Raw genomic sequence first — 22,249 nt, forward strand, 5'->3', positions numbered from 1 at the left:
ATATCCGGCTCGCCGGCCGCACTGCGTGGGGAAACACCGGCGATCCGCGGCGAAATCCGACGGCTACCGAGAACGTGACTCGGCGAAACATCCGCGCGGTGTAGTTGACCGATACCGAGGAAGAACGACCAGCGAGGAACGAATGTGACCATGACAGACAACAGATTTCATCTCGGTTGGTTCGGCAGCTTCGTCCCGACGTCCTGGAACACCGCATTCGAGGGTTCCGACAGCGGGGACTGGCTGAACGGAGACTTCTACGTCGAGTTCGCCAAGACACTCGAGCGGGCCTGCTTCGACTTCCTGCTCCTCGAGGATTCGTCGATGGTGTCCGATACCTACGGCGGAAGTTCGGAAGCGACTCTCAAGACCGGCGGTTGGGCACCCAAGGGCGACCCGATGGCATTGGCTCCCTTGCTCACTCGGGCCACCAGCCATCTCGGTATCGCGCTCACCGCCTCGACGTCGTTCTATCCCCCCTATATGCTCGCCCGCTCGATCTCCTCGCTCGATCACCTGTCCTCGGGGCGCATCGGCTGGAACGTGGTCACCTCGAGCGAGGATCGCGCCGCCCAGAACTTCGGCATGGACGCCTTGCCGCCGCACGACGAGCGGTACGCCCGCGCCGACGAGTACGTGGAACTGGTCGAGAAGCTCTGGGACTCCTGGGATGCCGACGCCGTGGTGATGGACCGTGCCACGTCCACCTACGTCGACCACACCAAGGTGCACACCATCGACTTCGCCGGGAAGTACTACTCCTCGCGTGGACCGCTCAACACTCTGCCGTCACCGCAGGGGCGACCGGTGATCACGCAGGCCGGTGGTTCCCCGGCCGGTCGTGACTTCGCCGCCAAGCACGCGGACATGATCATGGCCCTGCCCAAAGGTGTTGCCGCGATGAAGGAGTACCGGTCCGACATCCGTCGCAGGATGGAGTTGCACGGCCGCGATCCCGACTCGGCGAAGGTCATGTACGTGGTCTCGCCCATTCTCGGCGAGACCCACGAGGACGCGCTGGCCCGCAAGGAACGCAAAGCGGCGGCGGTCCGCGCCAATCCTGCGGGCGTGCTCGTAGGTTGGTCCGCGAGCATGGAGATCGACTTCTCCACGTTCGATCTGGACAAGCCGATGCCCGATGACGTGCACACCAACGGCCATCAGTCCACGCTGGAGAACTTCCGCAACTGGGCCGACGGGCGAACGCTGCGCGAGGCGTGTGTCGCGTACCGAACCGAGTCGATGGAGTTGGTCGGGACGCCGGATGCCGTTGCCGCACAGATGGGTGACGCCATGGCCGAGGTCGGTGGGGACGGGTTCCTGATCTGGAGCCAGCCGCACAACCGTCGGTACATCGGTGAGATCGCGGACGGACTCGTGCCTGCCCTGCAGAGCAGAGGTCTGATGCGAACCGAGTACGGCAGCGATCATCTGCGCGACAACCTGCTCGAATTCTGACCCCTTCACTCGTCGCATATCTGGAGAAACGCTATGACTGCCAACAAATTTCACCTCGGCTGGTTCCTCGGTGCCGGCTTCGGAGTTCAGTCCTGGAACCAGCCGTGGTCCGGTACCGGCGCAACCGACTGGATGATGCCCGATCAGTACGTCGACCTGGCGCACTCGCTCGAGCGGGCCTGCTTCGACTTCCTGATCATGGAGGATTCGGTGCAGGTGTCGGACACCTACAAGGGTTCGATGGAGTACTACCTGGCCACGGCATCCGCGGCACCGAAACACGATCCTGCGGTCCTGGCCGGAATTCTGTCGTACACCACCAAACACCTCGGCATCGTTCCGACGCTGACCACCACCTTCTACCACCCGTACACCGTTGCGCGGTTGATGTCGACACTCGATCACATCGCCGAGGGCCGGATCGGCTGGAACATCGTCACCGGCAGCAACACTCGCGCCGCGCAGAACTACGGCTTCGACATGCCCGAGCACGATCTGCGGTACGACATCGCCGACGAGTTCGTCGAACTCGCCTGCAAGTTGTGGGACTCCTGGGAAGACGGTGCGGTGCATGCCGATACCTCTGCGGGCGGCATCTACGCCGACCACGAGAAGGTCAACCGTATCGACTTCGAGGGCAAGTTCTTCAAGTCGCGAGGGCCGCTCAACACCATTCCCAGCCCCCAGCGTCGACCGGTGTTCCTGCAAGCAGGAGGCTCGGACAAGGGCAAGGAGTTCGCCGCGAAGCACGCGGACGCCATCATCTCCAATCCCCACGGGACCGACAAGATGCGCACCTACCGAGAGGACATCCGTCAGGGAGCAGCCGAGTCCGGCCGTGATCCCGACGACGTCAAGGTCATGTACCTGATCTCGCCGATTTTCGGTGAGACGACGGCCGAGGCGCAGGCCAAGCAGAAGCGTCGGGCAGATGCCGCGTCGCGGAACATCGACGGACTCCTCGCCGGACGCTCGCACCTGTCGGGTATCGACCTGAGCCAGTTCGATCTCGACGAACCACTGCCGGCGGATCTCGAAAGCAACGGCCACCGCAGCAGTTTCGCCGAGTTCAAGGGCGACGGCACGCAGACGCTGCGCGAGCGCATCACCGGCCACAGCGCCATCGACACCCTGCAGTTCGTCGGTACCCCCGACGACATCGCGGACATGATGGACGGCGTCATGCAGGACGTGGGCGGCGACGGGTTCCTCATCGCCGGAGCGCCGATGAACCGACGCTACGTCGCCGAGGTCACCGACGGGCTGGTGCCCGCACTCAAGCGTCGAGGACTGACCCGAACGTCGTACGAGCACAGTCACTTCCGCGACAATCTGCGCGCATTCTGAACCCTGCGACCCTAATTCTGTAAGGAGAAACTCGCTATGTTTCACATGGGTTGGTTCTTGAGCTGGCAGGTGCAGTCGTGGAACCAGATGTGGTCGGGGGAGGGTGGCACGGAATGGAACCATCCCGAGCTGTACATCGACATGACGCGGTCGCTCGAACGCGCCGGATTCGACTACATCATGTTCGAAGACGGAGCGTTCGTTCCCGATTCGTTCGGTGGCTCCTCGAAGTGGTGGCTGGCCAACGCGCGGTCGGTTCCCAAGCAGGATCCGAATTCGTTGCTGCCCATCCTGAGTCAGCACACCGAACACCTCGGTCTGATCGCGACGATGACCACCTCGTTCCACCCGCCGTACATGGCGGCGCGAACCTCGGCGACGCTCGATCACCTCAGCAACGGCCGCGCGGGAGTCAATCTCGTCACCTCGCACAACGTGCGGACGGCGCAGAACTTCGGCTACGAGGAGATGTTCGAGCACGATCATCGCTACGAGATGGCCGACGAATGGATCGATCTGGTCAAGAAGTTGTGGTCCTCGTGGGAACCCGATGCCGTTCGCCTCGACCGAGAAGCGGGCGTCTTCGCGGACTTCACGAAGGTGCACAACATCGATTTCAAGGGTGAGTACCACTCGTCCCGCGGACCGCTGAACACCACTCCGTCGCCGCAGGGACACCCGGTGATCTGCCAGGCCGGCGGTTCGCCTGCCGGTCGGGGTTTCGCGGCCAAGCATGCCGAAACCATTCTGGCGCAGGTCGAAAGCGTCGAGGCGATGAAGGCCTACCGTGACGACGTCCGCACCCGCATGATCGTGGAGGGTCGAGACCCGGACAGCTGCAAGATCATGTTCATCGTCAATCCCGTTCTCGGGGAGACGGAACAAGAAGCGCAGGACAAGAACGACCGAATCCTCGACGGCTTCCGTAAGAACATCGACGTCAATCTTGCGTCGATGTCGTATGCGAGTGGCATCGACTTCTCGACGTTCGATCTCGATGCGCCGTTCCCGACGGTGGAGACCAACGCCGGCCGCGCCTCGATGGCGTTGATCGGTGCCAACACCGCAGGCATGACGTTGCGCGAGGCCGCGAGCTCGGACATCCGGAAATCCGTTCAGCTCATCGGAACAGCCGATTCCGTTGCCGAGCAGATGGGCGACATCGCGGCGGAGGTCGGCGGCGACGGCTTCCTCATCGCAGGCAGTGTGCACCGCCGGTACATCAGCGAGATCACCGACGGGCTCGCACCGGAACTGCGCAAGCGCGGCTTGATTCGCGACGGCTACGCGCACGAGCTGTTCCGTGACAACCTGATGGACTTCTGATCGTCACGGCAGGGATGCCTCCCACTCCGACGGTTCCGACGGACAGATATCCGTGGCGCGTGCTGTCGGTCACGGGGCTGGGAATGAGCATCACGTTCGTATCGGTGTCCATGCTGCCGGTGGCTCTGCCGGACATGAGCTCCGGTCTGAGCGCCTCTGCAGCACAGACCGATTGGTTCATGCTCGCGTACTTGCTCACCACCGCCGTGTTCATCCTGGTCCTCGGAAAACTCGCCGACATCGTGGGACGACGACCGGTGTACCTCGCCGGATTGGTCTGCCTGACAGTCAGTGCCGCGGTGATCGCGGCGGCTACGGACCCCGATGTCGTGATCGCGTTGCGCGTCGTGCAGGGTATCGGCGCGGCAGCGGTGATCACCAACACCACGGCGTTGCTCGTCGAAGCATTCGAGCCGCAGAAGCTCTCGATCGGCATCGGCTGGAACATCACGATCATGTCGCTCGCCATTTCCATCGGACCGTTGCTCGGTGGCGTACTGACCCAAACAGTCGGGTGGCGCGGGGTATTTGGAGTCGTCGTTCCGCTCGGCGTGCTCGGGACGGTGTGGGCCTGGATCACTCTGCGCCGCACACCACGTCCCACGTCAGGTGCATCGCTGGACTACGCCGGTGCGCTGGGCTCGATGGTGATACTCGGCGGCCTGGTCTACGGGGTCAACCGCGGTGGCAGTGACGGTTTCGGGGCCTGGCAGTCGTTGGTCCCGCTCGCCCTTGTGGTGATCGCCGTCCCACTGTTCTGGTGGTGGGAGAAGCGCGCCGCCGATCCGATAGTGGATCCGACGCTACTGATGGACAGGTTCCGTGGCAGTGCCTACACCGCGTCGTTCCTGGTGACGACGGCGGAAGGCGCGGTGGCGGTGACGATGTCGCTCTACCTGCAGGGCGTCGGGGGTTCGAGTCCCATCCACGCCGGACTGCAGATCACCGCACTTGCCGTCGGCACCACGGTGATGTCGCCCATTGCCGGCACGCTGGCCACCCGGGTCTCGACGCGAACGTTGACGACGGTGTCCACACTCGGCACCGCAGTGGTGCTGTCACTGCTCGCCATGCACATCGCCGGTCCGGCCCGAGGCATACCCATCGTCGCCCTGCTGTTCGCGCTCGGCCTCAGTGGGGGAATCTTCAAGACGGCCAATGCGGCGGCGATCAACGTGGGGGTGGCACCGAACCGCTCGGGCATGGCGAACGGCCTGCGGGTGTCCCTCGACAACACCGCGGTCACCCTGAGCACGGCGCTCGCACTGGTCCTCGTCGTATCGGCGCTGCCGGCAGCGCTACGCGAACTGGTGTACTCCGGCGACACCGAGATGTTGCCGGAAGGCGGAACCGAGCTGTTGACAACAGGATTCGTGATCGCCGTCGCCGCCATGGCGTTCGCAGCGCTACTGGCGAGCGTGGCGTCGGGCCTGCGGGGAATTCATCCGAAAGAACCTGCCGAGCTGTCTCGGCTGCACCGAAGTGATCTACCCACATCGAGAGCAAGGAGCACGGCATGACCAAATTTCATCTGGGGTGGTTCACCAACTTCTCCAATCCGCCGTGGAACACCACCTGGGCCGGCGACGAAGGTCGAACCTGGGCCAACGGCGAATTGCACGTCGACTTCGCTCGATCGCTCGAACGCGCCTGCTTCGACTACATCATGCTCGAGGATTCGTCGATGGTCTCGGACGCCTTCGAGCAGACGTCGCGGGTGGACCTGAAGTACGGCCTGTATGCGCCCAAACACGATCCGGTGACGCTGGTTCCGCTGTTGACGGCGTCGACCGAACACATCGGGATCATCGCGACGTGCTCCACCTCCTTCTACCCGCCGTGGTTGCTCGCTCGACGGTTCTCCACCCTCGATCACCTCAGTGGCGGGCGGGTCGGCTGGAACGTCGTGACCTCCAGCGAGGATCGCGCCGCGCAGAACTACGGTATGGACAAGCTCGCCGAACACGATCAGCGATACGAGCGGGCCGATGAGTTCGTCGATCTCGTCAAGCAGCTGTGGGCATCGTGGGACGAGGACGCGATGGTCCTCGACCGCGAGACCGGTACGTACGTCGACCACACGAAGGTCCACGTCACGAACTTCCGGGGGAAGTACCACGCCTCCCGCGGTCCGTTGAATCTGCCGCGTTCGCCGCAGGGCGAGCCGGTGATCTGCCAGGCCGGCGGCTCACCGCGTGGCCGTGAATTCGCCGCCCGCAACGCCGAGACCATCCTCAGCGCCGCCAAGGACCCGGCCGCGATGAAGGCGTTCCGCGACGACATCAGGATGCGGATGGAGAAGGAGGGCCGCGACCCGGACAGCTGCAAGATCATGTTCATCACCCAGCCCGTCCTGGCGGACACCGAATCCGACGCTCGCGCCAAGGTGGAACGTATGACGGCCGACGTCGATTCACGCATCGAGTCTGCGCTGGGCCACATTTCGGCGTTGACCGAAATCGACCTGTCGACGTACGAGCTGGACGAGGAGTTCCCCGAACTCTCCACCAACGGACACCGGACGACCCTCGGTGACTTCCTGTCCTACGGCAACACACCCCGTAAGGCGGCACTGGGCTGGTCCATGAAGAACGTGCATTACGTCGGCACCCCGGATTCCGTCGCCGAGCAGATGGGCGAGACGATGGACTTCGTCGGTGGCGACGGATTCCTGATCACCGGAAGCATCGGCCGTCGCTACGTCGGCGAGATCACCGAAGGCCTCGTTCCCGCGCTGCAACGACGCGGCCTCGTCCGGACCGAATACGAGCACGACATGTTTCGTGAGAATCTCATGTCCTTCTGATGCGGTTGCTGCGCAGGGATTCGGTGGTACCCGGCCCGGTGTACGCGTTGGCGTTCGTCAACGTCTGCATCGGCCTCGGCTACGGTGTCGTGGCACCGGTCATTCCGGTCTTCGCCCGAGATTTCGGGGTGTCCGATCTGGCCGCCTCGTCGGTGGTGAGCATCTACGCGTTCACCCGAGTGCTGGCCTCGTTCGGCGCATCTCGATTGTTGATGAGGTTCGACGAACGCACGGTCCTCACTGCGGGGCTGCTGCTGGCCGCCACCTCCTCGCTCGCAGCGGCATTCGCTCCGACGTTCCTGTCCCTGTTGTTGCTCCGCGCCGTCGGCGGTGTCGGGACCGCGATGTTCACCGTCGCCGGTCAGCAGTTGCTCTTCCGCTACAGCACTCCGGAAACCGGCGGCAGAACTGCGTCCGTCTTCCAGTCCGGATTCCTCATCGGCGGGGTACTGGGCCCGGTGATCGGCGGTGCAGTCGCCCTCGTCTCGCTGCGGGCACCGTTCCTCACGCATGCACTGACGTTGATCGTCGGGGTCGCCGTCGTCTGGTTCGCGTTCCGATCGAGTGACAAGAAGGACGCGGCCGACGGAATCGTGCACGACACGACGACCCGACCGGAACCGATGACGCTACGAACCGCCCTCGGCCACCGAGGGTTTCGCGCATCGATTGCGTCCAACTTCGCCAACGGCTGGGTCGGCAACGGGGTGCGGTTCACCCTGATCCCACTGTTCGTCGCGACGGTGCTCGGCGGCAGCCCGTTCGTCTCGGGTCTGGTACTCGTCGTCGGAGCCGTCGTGCAGATCATCGTCGTGAAACCTGCCGGTCGACTCGTCGACAGCTGGGGTCGACGGCCCATGCTGGCCTTCGGTTCCGGACTCATCCTGCTCGGCATCGTCGTTCTCGCCATCGTCCCGACCCTGCCGATCCTGGTACTGACCATGGTGTTGTGGGGCGTGGGCGGCACGTGCGCGATGGTGGCCAGCGCTGCGACCGTCGGCGACGTGCTGTCCGGTCGCGGCGGCAGTCCCATTGCCGTGTACCAGGTCACGTTCGACATCGGCACCATGCTGGGGCCGCTCGTCGCCGGCGCCGTCGTCGCTCAGGCGTCCTACTCCCTCGCCTTCACCGCCAGCATTCCCGTGGCGGCGTTGGCAGTCCTGCTCGCTCTCCGTCCGTGGCGGACCGTTGCGGTGTCGACTCCCGAATCGAAGGTGGTCGTCACCGAGGAGTCCGCCGTCCCTGCCCCGACCATTCACGACCACTACCTTGGAAAAGAGGACCGATGTCACAACCGTTCACCCTCGGTTGGTTCACCAACTACCTCGTACCCGACTGGACCGGACCCTTTGCCGGAACCGGTGGAACAGATTGGGCCGACGGAACTTTCGCTGTCGACATCGTGCGCGCATTCGAGCGATCGGGAATCGACTTCGTGATGCTGGAGGATTCCACCGCACTGACCGACATCTACGGCGGCACCTTCGAATCCGAACTGAAGTGGACTCCCCGAGCGCCGAAGCACGATCCGATGGCACTGGCGTCTCGGCTCGCCTACGAGACCGACCGAATCGGCATCGTCGTCACCGCGTCCACCAGTTTCTACCCGCCGTTCCTGCTCACACGGTTGTTGTCCACTCTCGACCACCTCAGCCGAGGCCGGATGGGCTGGAACATCGTCACCTCCACGGGAGATCGCGCCGCACAGAACTTCGGCAAGGACACGTTGCCGACGCACGACGCCCGGTACGAGATCGCCGAGGAATTCGTCGACGTCGCCAACAAGCTGTGGGCGTCGTGGGACGCCGATGCCGCCTCGCCCATCGGCCCCGGTCTCGAGTCCTACGTGGACCACACCAAGGTGCGGACCATCGACCATGTGGGCGAGCACTTCTCGGTCCGCGGCCCGCTCAACACCCTGCCCAGTCCGCAGGGCAAGCCCGTGATCTGCCAAGCAGGAGCGTCCAAGTCCGGTATCGATCTGGCAGCGCGAGTGGCCGATCTCGTGGTCGCCGCACCCAAGGGGCGAGACGCGATGCGTGAGTATCGAAAGACGGTGCGGGCCCGCGCCGCAGAATTCGGACGCGACCCCGACGACATCAAGGTGTTGTACATGGTGACGCCGATTCTGGGGGAGACCGAGGAGGACGCGGCGCGCAAGGCCGAGCGCTACTACAAGGCCACCGACGGGGCCATCGCGCGTCGACTGATCATGCTCTCCGGAGACATCGACTTCTCCACCTTCGATGTGGATCAACCGATTCCGGACGAGCTGCAGACCGAAGGCAGCACCAGCATTCTCGACAACCTGCGGAAATGGGCGAACGGCAGGTCGATTCGCGAGACCGTGGCCACGGAGCGGACGGAATCGTTGCGGCTCGTCGGCACGCCGGCCGGCGTCGCGGACGAGATGGAGAGCGTCATCGACGAGGTCGGCGGAGACGGCTTCCTGTTCTTCGGAGGTGGCGGCGGGGTCCTGAACCGTCGGTACGTCGACGACGTGTGCGACGGGTTGATGCCCGAACTCGCCCGTCGTGGGGTGGCGGGTACCGGATACCGCGGAGGCAACTTCCGTGAGCACCTGGCAGGTGCCCGATGAGCACACCGCGCATCCATCTGGGCTGGTTCACCAGCTTTCGTCCACCGGTGTGGAGTTCGCACTGGACCGGGTCCGATTCCGACTCCTGGGCCGACGGGCGGTTCCACGTCGACATGGCCAGGGCGCTCGAGCGGGCAGGCTTCGACTATCTGATGCTCGAGGACTCGTCGATGGTGTCCGACATCTACGGCGGCACCACGGAGTTCGATCTGGCGAAGGCGCAGTACGCGCCCAAGCACGACCCGGTCGCACTGGTGCCGATGTTGGCCGCGGCCACGACGCGACTCGGGATCGTGACCACGATGTCCACCAGCTTCTACCCGCCGTATCTGCTGGCGCGGGTGGTCTCGACACTCGACCACATGTCCCACGGACGGGTCGGATGGAACGTGGTGACCTCCAGCGAGGACCGCGCCGCACAGAACTTCGGTATGGACGCGCTGCCCCCGCACGACGAACGATACGAGCGGGCAGAGGAATTCGTCGAGGCAGTCGATGCGCTGTGGAAGTCGTGGGAGCCGGACGCGCTGGTGATGGACACGGCGTCGAACACCTACGTCGATCACACCAAGGTGCACGACGCGAATTACGTCGGCAAGTTCCATCGCACCCGCGGCCCGCTCAATACGCTGCCGATGCCGCAGGGCAGGCCGGTGATCTGTCAGGCCGGTGGATCTCCGCGTGGTCGTGCGTTCGCCGCTCGCAACGCCGACACCATCATCTGCCAGGCGCAGGGCATCGAAGCGATGAAGGCTTATCGCGACGACGTTCGGGCGATGGCGTCGGACGCGGGTCGGGACCCGAATTCGATCAAGATTCTCTACATCGTGTCGCCGGTGCTGGGGGAGACCGACAGCGAAGCCCGCGAGCTCGATGCGCGGTCCCGTGAGGCGACCGATGGACGCGTGCACGCAGCCTTGGCGCACATCTCCGCGGTGACCGGGAACGATCTGTCGACCCTGGACATGGATGCTCCGCCGCCGGAGCTGAGCACCAACGGTCACCGCACGACGCTCGCAGATTTTCTCGCGGGTTCGGGTGGTAGCAAGTCGAACGAGGACGGCACTCCGAAGACGTTGCGCCAGTTGGCTGCCACATGGTCGATCACGTCGGTTCCGTTGGTGGGGACTCCGGAGACCGTCGCGGAACAGATGGAGGAGGTCATCGATGCCGTCGGCGGCGACGGTTTCCTCATGACCGGTCGACTCGGTCGTCGGTACTACACCGAGGTGACCGACGGTCTGGTTCCGGCGCTCCGCCGTCGGGGATTGGTTCGAGAAGAATACGCACACAGCCAGTTACGTGACAATCTGCTGGATTTCTGAGCGGCTTGAATTCCGGTGATCGACAGGGGATCGGTTCGATACCGATCCCCTGTCGCGATTCGAAGGCGCGGACTACGCGGTGGCGGCGACGGTGGATCCGATGATCGCCACTCGGTCCGCTCGAAAGTGGGTGAAGCTGAGCTCGGACGGACGGCCATCGGTATCGCGAGTGATCAACTCGCGCAACAGTACCGGCGCACCGACCGGCATTTCCAGCAATTCGGCTGCTCGTTCCTGGCAGGAGATCGCCTCGACGACCGAGCTGCTGCCGCCGTAGCGGGTCCCGAAGATTCGGTGATGAGCCACGGCGATGGGTGGGTACTCGCCGTGGTTGCTCTCGACGCGTTCGATGAAGTCGTCGATCTCGAAGTCGGTGATGCAATATCCCACGCGCAGGTAGAGCGGATTGCCGCCCATCCTGCCGATCTGCTCCAGCAGGATCACGGTGTCGACCTCGGCGCCGATGAAGTTCCGAATGACCGCGGGCGCAGTGATCCGTCTGCACTCGAGGGTATCGACGGTCAGTCTGCCCTCGTCCGGCATGCCCGCCCACGCTCTGGGGCCGACTTCGCCGTCGTGCACCGCCACGATGTCGTGGGCGATCGATGTTCCTGCTCTGCGTGCACGGAGCACGACTCCGTCGTCGGCCAGCATCTGAAGTGCCTTGCGCACAGCGTTTCTGGTGGCACCGAGCGACTCGATGAGATGCTGCTCGGAGAGGATCTCGTCGTGTGGCATCGTGCCGCGTCGAATGCCGGAGCGAATCAGCTCGTACACCCGCCGCGGCGAGGTGACGAACTTCTCTGCCCGATGCCGTTGAGCACGTGCGTATCTCGCACGTTGCTCGTCCGATTGCCGTCGTCGATGGGCGGCAACGGATCCGGACTCGTCGTCGAAGAAGGGGCGGGTCATGGGTCAGGGCCTTCCGGTGATGCGCACGGAGGAACGAGGGTGGCCGCGACGGTGAGACAACCTGTACCGATGTCCGAGTCTATCGGAGATCGGCGCGTGGTCTCGGGTGGGTGCAGCGGCCTTTATGTCCGGTCTGCTCGAGAATATGCTGCTCAGGCCCTGTGATCAGTGGACCGTGGAGTGCGTAATGCGCTGTTTACCATCGACGTCGCTTCAAGAAACACCGTGACGCAACGATGGGACTCGTTCATATTCGACGGCGTTCGGTGGGAGCAATACATGACGACAACTACTGAGCGCGAATCTGTTTCGCTCGTAGATCACGGCGAGGATGTGCAGGCGAACCTGCCTCGGACAACGAACTCCTCGGTACTGAGTGTAGAGAATCTCACGGTCACGTACGGTACCGGCGACTCCGCCGTGGTTGCGGTGAAGGATGCGTCCTTCGATATCGCGCCGGGTGAGCGAGTGGCATTGGTGGGTGAATCGGGATCGGGAAAGTCGACTTTGGCCATGACCATCGCGGGACTGATCGACGCATCGGCAGCCGCGACGGTCGACTCGACGCGCCTCGAATTCGAGGGCAAGCCGGCCCAGCCGGAGACGGGACGCAGCGTGCCGCGGCGCACCGACGGCATCGCGATGGTGTTCCAAGACGCCATGACGGCACTCGACCCGGTGTGGACCATCGGGGGTCAGTTCAAGCACGTGCTGGCGGGAGCGGGCATCACGGGCAGGCGGGAGCGGGCGGACACCACCGCGTACTGGCTGAACAAGGTCGGTCTCTCCGACACGAAGCGGGTGATGCGGAGTCGGCCCTACGAGCTGTCCGGCGGAATGCGCCAACGGGTGATGACGGCCCTGGCGTTGTGCGGATCGCCACGACTGCTGATCGCCGACGAGCCGACCAGTGCACTCGATGCCTCTCTCGCGCGCGGAACCATGGAGTTGCTGCAGCACCTGACTCAGGAACAGGGGACCGCGTTGCTCATCGTCAGTCACGACATCAAGCTGTGCCTCGAATTCTCCGACACCATGCTGGTGATGTACCGGGGTGAGTTGGTGGAGCAGAAGGCGTCCGCAGAAATCGCTGCTACCGCGACGCATCCGTACACGAAGGGACTGCTGGGCTGCGTCCCCACTCTGGCGAACCGTTCGGCAACCAGACTCCCGGTGCTGCGAGACTTCATGCCTGCCTGACGGGTCGGTTCGGTGACGGCCTCGTCACGTAGCGGTGGACGACAGTGCTTCGTAGGTCGCGCGCACGTACTGCTCGGCCCGGTCGGAGCCGATGATTCCCGGCCCCATCCGGTTCATCACGTAGGAGACGGTCAGCTGCGACTCCGGGTGCATGACGGTCAGCGATCCACCCCATCCGCCCCAGAAGCAGATCTTGCCATCCGGGATATAGGGCACCGATTCCTGTTGTGGCAGAGCGAAACCAAGACCGAAGCGCAACGGGATGTCCAGGGCGAGATCGACTCCGTTGGACTGTTCCTCGAAGATCGAGTCGATCGTGCCGGGACTCAGCAGTCGAACGCCGTCGACGGTGCCGCCTCGCGAGATGACCGACAGGATTCTCGCGACCGATCGCGCATTGCCGTGACCGTTCAACGCGCCCATGTCCGCGGCACGCCATGCCGGTGTATTCGCGGACGAGGCCTGCACCAACGGCCCGAGAAAGGTCTTGCGACGCACCATCGTCGGATCGGGAACGGCATCATCGGTCGGCGGGGGCGGCGGTACGACGTCGGCGATGCGGGACCGGTCGGACTCGGCGGCACCGATCTGGAAGTCTGCCCCGAGAGGCCCGGCGATCTCCTCGGCCACGAACTGACGCAACGATTTTCCGGTGACACGACGGACGACTTCTCCGATCAGGTGGCCTTGGCTGGCCGCGTGATACCCCGACGTGGTGCGTGAATCCCACCACGGAGCCTGTGCGGCCAGGCGCGAGGTCGAGAGTTCCCAGTCGTAGAGGTCCTGTTCGCTGAACGGCCGGTCCCAGCCCGATACGCCGGAGGTGTGTGACAACAGATGCCGAACTGCGATGTCCTGCTTGCCTGCGGCCGCGAACTCGGGCCAGTAGGTCGCGACCGGCGAATCGGGATCGAGCACCCCACGGTCGATCAGCATCAGCGCCGCCAGGCACGTCACCATCTTCGTCGTCGACCACACGTTGGTGATCGTGTCCGCCTCCCACGGCAGGCGGCGCTCGGAGTCGCGATAGCCGCCCCAGAGGTCGACGGCGGTATGGCCGTCGATATCGACCACAATGGACGCGCCGAGTTCTGCCCCGCTGTCGAGATTGGCGGCCAATGCGTCACGCACGCCCACGAAGCGGGGGTCGCAGTGACCGTCAATTGCCATGTGAGGCACCGAGAACGCGATGGACCGCCAGTTCGACGTAGCCGTCGGCGACGTCTTCGATGCTCAGTGCGCCGCCGTCGTGGAACCAGTTGCTGATGCCGTTGAGCATGTCGGTCAGGGCGAACGACGCCAACCGGGCATCAGGGACGGTGAATTCGCCGCTGCGCATTCCGGCGGTGATCACGTCGCGCACGCGTCGTTGGTATCGGCGGCGGTAGTCCTCGATGACGGTGCGATGTTCGGGGGTCAGCGAGGCGAGCTCGTGCAGCCCCACGATGTACTCGACCCTTCGTCGGTTGAGATGCACCAGGTGCGCGCGCACCAGAGACGAGAGGCGCTCGGTAGGGGTTCCGGCCGCGTCGAGCAGTGGCAGGTTCTGCTCGGCCGGTTCTTGCGTGACCGTCAGGCAGATAGCGAACAGGATGTCTTCCTTGGACGGGAAGTGGTGGTAAAGGCTGGCACCCTTGATTCCGACGGCGTCGGCGATATCGCGCATGCCGACGTTCGAGTAGCCCTCACGCGCAAAGATGTTCGCGGCATTGGCGACGATGTCATCGCGCCGTTGGCGGGTGCGCTGCTGTCGGGGGAGAGCGGTGACCTCGGATGGCTGCGTCATACGGTCTCCTCGACCGCCACCAGCATTCGCAGTTCACGCTTGAGGATTTTGCCCTGCGGGTCGACGGGCAGCTCGGCCACGATGTGTACCGATTTCGGTGCCTTGTACGACGCCAACTCGGTGCGGCAGTACTCGATGATCGCGGCCGGATCGGCAGTCACCCCGTCGCGAGCGATGACGAAGGCGGTCACGGCCTCGGACCAGTACGGGTCGGGTACTCCGACGACGGCGGCACGCAGCACGTCCGGGTGCGTGTGGATGGTGCGTTCCACTTCCTGCGACGACACGTTCATCCCTCCCGACTTGATCATGTCCTTCATCCGATCGTAGAAGAACAGGTTGCCGTCGGCGTCGATGCGCACCATGTCGCCGGTGTGCACCCACCCGTCTCGGAACACCTCGGCGGTGCGCTCGGGGTCCTTGAAGTAGCCGAGCATCACCGACGGAGTGCGGCAGAGCAATTCACCGATCTCACTGTCGTTGCCCGCGGGGTCGACCACCTTGATCTCGAGGTGGGTGACGGGCTTGCCGATCCACGACGCGTCGCCGTCGGGAATGTCGTCGAGGCTCGAGAACCAGCCGACCGAGCCGAGCTGCGAGAGTTCCGACTGCCCCCAGTAGGTGCCCCAGATGGCCTCGGGTGCCGCGGCGGCCCAGGCGCTGATCGTGTGCGGTGAAACCTGGCCACCGTAGGTGAGGCAGCGCCTGACCTGGCTCACCGTCTCGGGGCCGAACTGCGCATCACGGGCCAGAGCCAGGTAGAACGTGGGGGTCTGCGCAATGACGGAGATCTTCTCGGCGGCGATGATGCGCAGCGATTGAGCCGGATCGACCGTCGCGGGCAGTACGAGGGTGGCCCCCATCAACGTCAAGGTTGTCATCGAGCCGAGTCCGGCGATGGTGTGGAACGGCATGACGAACAGCCAGGTGTCCTCCGGTCCGGTGCGCAGGCCCCAGCTCCACGCGGGCGCGGTGGAGATGAGGAAGTTACGGTGCGGAATCATCACGCCCTTGGGAGCCGCTTCGGTCCCGGAGGTGTAGATGACCATTGCGACGTCGTTCTCGTCCATCTCGACGTCCGGCTCGCTGGACGGGGTGTTCGCCGTCAGTGCTGCGTATTCGGGCCCGAACGTCACCAGGGTGGTGGTGTCCGGCTTCACCGAGGAGATGATGTCAGCGTAGGCCGGATCTGCCACCACGACAGTCGGTTCCGCGTGTTCGAGTTGATGCTTCACTTCGGGCGCGCGGTACATCACGTTGATTCCGGTGAACGCCGCCCCGGCTTTGAGCGTGCCGTAGTACGCCACCACCACGTCGACGCTGTTGCGAGCCATCGATGCGACGCGGTCACCCGAGGTCACTCCGAGATCGACCAGCAGGTTGGCGAACTGGTTTGCGCGAGAATCGAGTTCGCCATAGGTGGTGACCGCGCGGGTGCCGTCCGCCGCGTAGCTGATGAACGCGACCTTGTTCGGCTGCGTCCGCGCATGGCGACGTAGCTGATCGCCGATGGTGGCGCGGCCGATGGGGGAGCGGTGGTGAATGGCGGTACCGGGCACGGCGGACTCCTTCAGGTACGAGCTGTTACAGGGCGGGGGCGAGGGCAGCGGAGTCGAACATCGGCTGCGAGAACGTCTCTGCCGCAACGATCTGCTCTACCGGATCACGGGTGAGCTTGCGCGGGAACGACTTCTCCGGATAGCCGACGGCGATGTGCGCGGCGGTGATGTAGTCGTCCGGGATGCCGAGCAGTTCCCGAATAGCGGGCTCCTCGTGGCACAGCAGCGTCGTCACCGCGGTCGCGACGCCCTGATCGCGCAGGCTCAGGCACAGGTTCTGCACGGTCGGGTAGATGGATGCGCCGCCGACAACGGAAAGTCGGCCGAGTTCGTGGTCGGTGGGGTGCAGTCCGTCCAGCGCGGCGCAGACCACCACGATGGCGGGCACCTCGTGGAGGTGGCGGGCGAAGTAGTCGGCGTCCTGCACGGTTTTGGGCAGGGCCCCGACGGCGACGGTTCCGCCGGTGATGCCGGCGAAGTAGGCGTCCCACATCGGGAGGTAGAGATCGGCGAGGGCCTGCTTGCGGGCGGCGTCGCGCACGACGATCCACCGCACAGGCTGACGGTTGCCGCCCTGCGGGCCGAAGCGGGCGACGTCGAACGCGGCCTTGAACACCTCGTCGGGAACAGGATCGCTGAGGTACCGCCTGCAGGTGCCGGTGGTGCGCATCGCCTCGGTGAGTTCCATGGGTGTTTCCCTTCGCCTGTCCGCTGTTAGGTAGTGCCCTGAAGCATCGTGTGGCGTGGGCCACATTGTCAAGGGTCAAAAAGCTGTGAATCGAGAGATCGCGAATCCCTTGCGCGAAATTGCCTAACCATGGTTAGTTGAGCTGTCGGAGTCGGATAGAGCAGCTCGCAACAGGAGGTACCGGTGTCCACAGACGCAGCAACGGCAGCGGAAACCGTGGGTCGGATCGATCGAGATCGGCTCTCGCGCGCTCTCACCGCAGCCAACCTGCCCACGCTGGTCGCGGTGCTCTATCAGCTGACCGGAGATCCCACCTGGCTCGCTGATCCCTACCGCCCCACCCGGAGCCGGGGCATGGACAACAACGACACGGGCGGATTCGACGACGCGGTTGCCGCCCGCATCCGCGACGCGGCTCTCGACGCGATCTGTGCGTTCGATGCGGGTGCGCCCATGGCGGTGCCGTCACCCGACCCGGAGCACCTCGTCGAGATGATCAGCGTAGCCGTCGGTGAGCAGGTTCCTCCCGAGTTCGGCGTCATGGTCGCCGAGGACATGGGCTTCACCATCGCGGACACTCCGGTGGCTGCGCCGAACAACCTGTCGGTCATCGTCATCGGTGCCGGCGTCTCCGGAATGCTCGCCGCCATCAAGCTGCACGAGGCGGGTATCAGTCACGTCGTTCTCGAGAAGAACTCCGACGTGGGCGGAGGCTGGTTCGAGAACACCTACCCCGGTGCGGGCGTCGACACCCCCAGTCACCTGTACTCCTACTCCTTCGCGCCGCGGGCCTGGAGCACGCACTTCGGCAAGCGCGACGAGGTGTGGCAGTACCTCAGCGATGTCGCCTCCGAACACGATCTGCGGCAACGCATTCGCTTCGACACCGAGGTGGCGACCGCCGAGTACGACGCGCAGAGGCAGTGCTGGACCGTCACGACGGTCGACGGCGACACGCTGACCGCCGACGTGGTGATCACTGCGACCGGTCAGCTCAATCGGCCGAAGGTGCCGAAGATTCCCGGGCTGGACGCGTTCGAGGGGCCGATCTTCCACACCGCGAACTGGCCGGCTGATCTGGATCTGACCGGCAAGCGCGTCGCCATCGTCGGAACCGGAGCCAGTGCCATGCAGGTGCTGCCGGCCATCGCGTCGACAGTGGGGCACGCGACGGTGTTTCAGCGCTCACCGCAGTGGGTGTCGTCGAGCGATGTGTATTTCACCGAGATGGGCGACGACGCCAACTATCTGATGGATGTCGTTCCGCTGTATCGGCTCTGGTATCGGACCCGGTTGGCCTGGAACTTCAACGATCGTGTGCACAGCTCGCTGCAGGTCGATCCCGAGTGGGAGCACCCGCAGCGATCAATCAACCCGATGAACGACGCCCATCGACGGGTATTCACCCGCTACATCGAAGCCGAGCTCGACGGCCGACCCGACTTGATCGAGAAGTCGCTGCCCGATTACCCGCCCTTCGGTAAACGGATGCTGCTCGACAACGGCTGGTACGCGGCGCTCAAGCGCGACAACGTCACCCTCATCGCCGACGCAGTCTCGTCCATCACCGCCAACTCGGTTGTTGTGCATAATGGTTCCGAGACCGAGGTCGACGTGGTGATCCTCGCGACGGGGTTCGAGACCCACAAGCTGCTGACGCCGATCGATGTGCGCGGACGATCGGGGGAGTCCATTCGCGATATCTGGGGCCCCGAGGATGCGCACGCGTATCTCGGTATCACTGTTCCCGACTTCCCGAACTTCTTCATCACCTGCGGTCCAGGCACGGTGTTGGGCCATGGGGGTAGCTACATCACCATTGCCGAATGCCAGGTGCGCTACATCGTCGATGTGCTGATCGACATGGTGGACAAGCGAATCGGAGCCATCGAATGCAAGGCCGACGTGGAGGCGGAGTATGTCCGCAAACACGATGAAGCTCACGCGAAGATGATCTGGTCGCACGGCGGCATGGACAACTGGTACCGCAACGACGCCGGACGAGTGGTTTCGACTTTGCCATGGCGCATCGTCGACTACTGGGAGATGACGCGTCGGGCCGATCTGAACGACTTCGTGACCGAGGACAGGCGGGAGGACGCTCGCTGATCAGCGGGATGTCCCCTGAAAGCTGTTGGTACCCGTGACCGTTTGGACCCATACCGCCGAAGATGTCCGGATTCCATGCAAGGCTCGACGGTGCACAGATACCCGAACGATCGAATGGAGTGCGCGGCGATGGAACGAACGGCAGTCAACCCGGTGCGGTGGTCGGTGGACATGGGATTCAACCAGGGGGAGATCGTCTCGGGGCAGGCTCGGACGCTCTATCTCTCCGGCCAAACAGCGACGGCTGATGACGGCTCACCTCAGCACCCCGACGACATGGGCGCGCAGTTGTCTCTGTGTCTCGACAACATGGAAGCCGTTCTTGCCGAGGCGAATATGTCCTTGGCGAATCTCGTCCGGCTCAACGTGTACACCACCGATGTCGACGCGTTGCTGCCGCACTACGGCGACTTGGCAGCGCGACTGGGCGCGGTGGGCGTCAAGCCCACCAGCACCCTGCTCGGGGTCACCCGGCTCGCGATTCCCAGTTTGCTGGTCGAACTCGAGGGCACCGCGGTCGGGTAGATCGACCGCCGTTCATCCGCCTGTCGGGGCTGACTCCGGGGCGAGCACGATGTCGAATTCGACTCTGGACCAGGTGTTCTCGCCCAGATCGCGGCCGTCGGGCGTGGGTGTGCCCGCAGGTTGCTCCACGAAGTCTTTGATGAGCGTGTCCTTGACGCCGAACACCGAATCGCGATCGAGGAGTTCGTCGCCTCGGACGAAGATGTGTGTGATCAGTGTCCGTTGCCCCTCGGCGGTCACCATGAAATGCAGGTGAGATGCCCGCATCGGCGAGCGTCCCACGGCGTCGAGCATGCGGCCGACGGGTCCGTCGAACGGAATCGGGTACGGAGTGGGGGTCAGACCCCAGAATGCGAACCGGCCGTTGTCGTCGGAGAACAGATGGCCGCGAGCGGCAACACGTCCGTCGGAGTACTGGACGTCGTAGAACCCGTCGTCGTCGGCCTCCCACACCTCGATGCGAGCATGTGCAACGGGATTCCCATCGATGTCGGTGACCGTGCCCTCGACCCAGCAGGCCTGCCCCGGTGCGCCCTGGGAGATATCACCGCCAGACTCGATGGCGGGGGCGTCGTCGACGAAGAACGGACCGAACACCGTCGACTCCGTTTCACCGGCCACCGCTTCGTTGTTGACGGTCACGGTCTGCATCGAGGCACCGAAGACGTCGGACAGGAGAATGAATTCCTGACGCCGGTCGTCTGTGATGTGACCGACCGCGGTGAGAAAGTCGATGGCGCTGGTCCATTCGTCCTGCGTCAGCCGAACTTCTCTGATGAACGCGTGCAGATGCTCGGTCAATCCCGTGAGCACTTCCCGCAGTCGAGGATCGGGGGCACCCGCGAAGCTGGCGACGACCTTGTCGGTCAGTTCACGCTCCCGGTTGCTCTGCTCGGAGGAGACCTCGGTGCGATCGTCGATACTCATGTCAGTGGCTCTCCTGGTCGGAAGTCGTTCCTGCCCAGGCGTTGCGAAGCAGGATCGTGAGCGATTCGGTGGTGACCGGCCGTGGATTCGAGGCGTGAGCTGCGTCGAGGACGAGTGCGACGGCCTCGTCGAGATCGGACTCCTGCAGACCGTAGTCCCGCAGTGCGGTGGGTGCGTCGAGTTCGGTGCGCAGCGAGCGCAGTCCCTCTACAGCACTGGTGCTGCCGAACGCCTCCGCCATGCGCTGCTCGGCCGCGGGTGCATACGGACCGTTGTACTCGAGTACGTGCTGCAGCACGACTGCATGGGTTTGGGCGTGAGGCATGTTGTAGGTACCACCGAGCACATGGCAGATCTTGTGATGCAGTCCGGAGCCGGCCGACGCGAATGCCACCGCGGACAGGTAAGCGCCGTAGAGGGTTTGCTCGTGGCCGGACTGACTCGCCGAATCGTGCTTGATCTCCCGTAGCCCCCGTGACAGCGCGCCGATGGCCTCGACGGCAAGAGTGGAGTTGATCGGGTCGGCTCGCGGTGCCCACATCGAGTCGACGGAATGCGCCAAGGCATTGAGTCCGGACGCCACACTCAGCTCCACCGGAAGGGTCAGCAACGAGAGGACGTCGTAGATCACCGTGGTGGGGAGCACTCGCGCGTCGACGCCGGTGGTCTTGCGCGAGGCCTCGGTCAGTCCCCACACGTTCGTGGCCTCGGAGCCCGCGTACGTGGTGGGGATCGCGACGATGGGAATGCCGGTGGTGAGTGCGACTGCTTTCGCGAGACCGGTGGTGGAGCCGCCGCCGATGCTGACCAGCAGGTCCACCTCGTGCGTGCTCGCGGCGGCGCGCGCCTTCTCCGCCGTCTCGATCGGAACATGCGGCACCACATCGGAATACATCAGTCGAGGCTCGATCTCACGGCAGACCGATTTCGCCAGATCCGTTTCGGCAGGGCCTGCGATGACCATGACGGACGTCGCGCCCAATCGGTCGACCTCGGCAGCGAGGTGCGAGGACGACCTGCCTGCGCCGAACAAGACGCGTTGAGCGAGTGAATCGTGCTCGAATTCGAGCATCCGTGCCTCCGCAGTTTTTTCGATCGTGTGAGTGGAGCGAGCGTGTGAACCGGGACGAGTCAGCGCGAGGGCCGCGGAGTCGGCTGGTAGGCGAGGAGCAACCACTGGTCGTTTTCGTTGACCCACACTGCGATCGAGTTGTTCACCAGTTCTTTGTCCTTGCCGTTGGCAGTGATGCTTGCATTCATCTCGCCGACGACGACCGCGGTGTTTCCCACGACGAGGATGTCCTCGGTGGGGTGATCGATGCGGTGGTAGACGTAGAAGCCGGAGGTGACCTTCTCCAGGTAGGAGCTGACCGAATCTCGACTGCCGTCGGAGTGGGTGTAGACGAGGTCGGGGTGGCAGCAGCTGGTGAAGGTGTCCAGGTCTCCGTCGACGATCGCGGTGTAGCGCTTGTTCTCGAGCTCGGAGATCGTGGCCTTGATGGCGTCGATGTCGAGTTCCTGTGCCTGTGTCATGGGGGTTCTCCTGGGGAAGTCGAGCGGCCACGAGTGTGCCGGTAGGTGAGACGGTAGGCAGCCGATCAGCAAGTGTCAACTGTCACAGAACACCTTCGATGTCGGCGATCGGCTCGGTTTACGGTGGTTCGACTCTGATGTCGAACGCA

The 22,249-nt window shown here is 64.2% G+C and carries 19 protein-coding genes; 11 read left to right on the forward strand and 8 right to left on the reverse strand.

All coding sequences use genetic code 11. The features are described 5' to 3' along the window. Positions 1 to 150: 150 nt before the first annotated feature. From R3P95_RS20755 to R3P95_RS20790, 8 genes are all read left to right on the forward strand, one after another. Positions 151 to 1,458: an NtaA/DmoA family FMN-dependent monooxygenase gene (locus R3P95_RS20755; protein ID WP_317549318.1), complete on the forward strand. Its 1,308-nt coding sequence runs from the start codon at positions 151 to 153 to the stop codon at positions 1,456 to 1,458. 33 nt (positions 1,459 to 1,491) lie between these two features. Beyond that, on the forward strand, positions 1,492 to 2,805 hold the full coding sequence (locus R3P95_RS20760; RefSeq protein WP_317549319.1) for an NtaA/DmoA family FMN-dependent monooxygenase: 1,314 nt from the start codon (positions 1,492 to 1,494) through the stop codon (positions 2,803 to 2,805). A gap of 36 nt (positions 2,806 to 2,841) precedes the next feature. Beyond that, positions 2,842 to 4,131: an NtaA/DmoA family FMN-dependent monooxygenase gene (locus tag R3P95_RS20765; protein WP_317549320.1), complete on the forward strand. Its 1,290-nt coding sequence runs from the start codon at positions 2,842 to 2,844 to the stop codon at positions 4,129 to 4,131. An 83-nt stretch (positions 4,132 to 4,214) separates the two neighbouring features. Further along, a complete protein-coding gene (locus R3P95_RS20770) occupies positions 4,215 to 5,651 on the forward strand; it encodes an MFS transporter (RefSeq protein WP_317549321.1) in 1,437 nt (478 codons plus the stop codon). Continuing rightward, positions 5,648 to 6,937, forward strand: a complete 1,290-nt coding sequence (locus R3P95_RS20775; protein ID WP_317549322.1) for an NtaA/DmoA family FMN-dependent monooxygenase — start codon at positions 5,648 to 5,650, stop codon at positions 6,935 to 6,937. Before R3P95_RS20770 ends, R3P95_RS20775 begins: the two co-directional genes overlap by 4 nt. Then, positions 6,937 to 8,376: an MFS transporter gene (locus tag R3P95_RS20780; protein ID WP_317549323.1), complete on the forward strand. Its 1,440-nt coding sequence runs from the start codon at positions 6,937 to 6,939 to the stop codon at positions 8,374 to 8,376. The genes R3P95_RS20775 and R3P95_RS20780 overlap by 1 nt, the downstream gene beginning before the upstream one ends. Then, entirely contained in the window at positions 8,340 to 9,536 is a 1,197-nt protein-coding gene (locus tag R3P95_RS20785; RefSeq protein WP_317549324.1) for an NtaA/DmoA family FMN-dependent monooxygenase, read from the forward strand. The genes R3P95_RS20780 and R3P95_RS20785 overlap by 37 nt, the downstream gene beginning before the upstream one ends. Continuing rightward, on the forward strand, positions 9,533 to 10,861 hold the full coding sequence (locus R3P95_RS20790) for an NtaA/DmoA family FMN-dependent monooxygenase (protein WP_317549325.1): 1,329 nt from the start codon (positions 9,533 to 9,535) through the stop codon (positions 10,859 to 10,861). Before R3P95_RS20785 ends, R3P95_RS20790 begins: the two co-directional genes overlap by 4 nt. Positions 10,862 to 10,933: 72 nt before the next feature. Here R3P95_RS20790 and R3P95_RS20795 read toward each other — a convergent pair whose 3' ends face one another. Beyond that, positions 10,934 to 11,773: a GntR family transcriptional regulator gene (locus tag R3P95_RS20795; protein WP_317549326.1), complete on the reverse strand. Its 840-nt coding sequence runs from the start codon at positions 11,771 to 11,773 to the stop codon at positions 10,934 to 10,936. Between the two features lie 279 nt (positions 11,774 to 12,052). Between R3P95_RS20795 and R3P95_RS20800 the strand changes: the two genes are divergently transcribed. Next, positions 12,053 to 12,973 carry an ABC transporter ATP-binding protein gene (locus R3P95_RS20800; protein WP_317549327.1) on the forward strand — a complete coding sequence of 307 codons (921 nt, stop codon included), beginning with the start codon at positions 12,053 to 12,055 and terminating at the stop codon, positions 12,971 to 12,973. A 24-nt stretch (positions 12,974 to 12,997) separates the two neighbouring features. Here R3P95_RS20800 and R3P95_RS20805 read toward each other — a convergent pair whose 3' ends face one another. From R3P95_RS20805 to R3P95_RS20820, 4 genes are read right to left on the reverse strand one after another with little or no spacing between them, the layout of a single operon-like run. Further along, the gene (locus R3P95_RS20805; RefSeq protein ID WP_317549328.1) at positions 12,998 to 14,143 is read right to left on the reverse strand and encodes a serine hydrolase domain-containing protein; all 1,146 of its coding nucleotides are present in this window, start codon (positions 14,141 to 14,143) and stop codon (positions 12,998 to 13,000) included. Continuing rightward, entirely contained in the window at positions 14,133 to 14,759 is a 627-nt protein-coding gene (locus tag R3P95_RS20810) for a TetR/AcrR family transcriptional regulator (RefSeq protein ID WP_317549329.1), read from the reverse strand. Before R3P95_RS20810 ends, R3P95_RS20805 begins: the two co-directional genes overlap by 11 nt. After that, a complete protein-coding gene (locus R3P95_RS20815) occupies positions 14,756 to 16,318 on the reverse strand; it encodes a class I adenylate-forming enzyme family protein (protein WP_317549330.1) in 1,563 nt (520 codons plus the stop codon). Before R3P95_RS20815 ends, R3P95_RS20810 begins: the two co-directional genes overlap by 4 nt. A 25-nt stretch (positions 16,319 to 16,343) precedes the next feature. After that, positions 16,344 to 17,006, reverse strand: coding sequence for a nitroreductase family protein (locus R3P95_RS20820; RefSeq protein WP_317549331.1), 663 nt, complete (start codon positions 17,004 to 17,006; stop codon positions 16,344 to 16,346). A 183-nt stretch (positions 17,007 to 17,189) separates the two neighbouring features. Between R3P95_RS20820 and R3P95_RS20825 the strand changes: the two genes are divergently transcribed. Together R3P95_RS20825 and R3P95_RS20830 are read left to right on the forward strand one after the other, a co-directional pair. Beyond that, positions 17,190 to 19,115: a flavin-containing monooxygenase gene (locus R3P95_RS20825; RefSeq protein ID WP_317549332.1), complete on the forward strand. Its 1,926-nt coding sequence runs from the start codon at positions 17,190 to 17,192 to the stop codon at positions 19,113 to 19,115. Between the two features lie 129 nt (positions 19,116 to 19,244). Beyond that, positions 19,245 to 19,640: a RidA family protein gene (locus tag R3P95_RS20830; protein ID WP_317549333.1), complete on the forward strand. Its 396-nt coding sequence runs from the start codon at positions 19,245 to 19,247 to the stop codon at positions 19,638 to 19,640. Between the two features lie 12 nt (positions 19,641 to 19,652). On the opposite strand, the gene R3P95_RS20835 is transcribed toward R3P95_RS20830, so the two are convergent. The 3 genes from R3P95_RS20835 to R3P95_RS20845 are packed head-to-tail and all read right to left on the reverse strand — an operon-like array spanning position 19,653 to position 22,100. After that, the gene (locus tag R3P95_RS20835; RefSeq protein ID WP_317549334.1) at positions 19,653 to 20,567 is read right to left on the reverse strand and encodes a dioxygenase family protein; all 915 of its coding nucleotides are present in this window, start codon (positions 20,565 to 20,567) and stop codon (positions 19,653 to 19,655) included. A gap of 1 nt (position 20,568) precedes the next feature. After that, on the reverse strand, positions 20,569 to 21,639 hold the full coding sequence (locus R3P95_RS20840) for a maleylacetate reductase (RefSeq protein WP_317549335.1): 1,071 nt from the start codon (positions 21,637 to 21,639) through the stop codon (positions 20,569 to 20,571). A gap of 59 nt (positions 21,640 to 21,698) precedes the next feature. Continuing rightward, the gene (locus tag R3P95_RS20845; protein WP_300514977.1) at positions 21,699 to 22,100 is read right to left on the reverse strand and encodes a nuclear transport factor 2 family protein; all 402 of its coding nucleotides are present in this window, start codon (positions 22,098 to 22,100) and stop codon (positions 21,699 to 21,701) included. Between the last annotated feature and the right edge of the window lie 149 nt (positions 22,101 to 22,249).

Origin of the sequence: Rhodococcus cercidiphylli, from assembly GCF_033042225.1 — a bacterium.
Classification (GTDB): domain Bacteria; phylum Actinomycetota; class Actinomycetes; order Mycobacteriales; family Mycobacteriaceae; genus Rhodococcoides.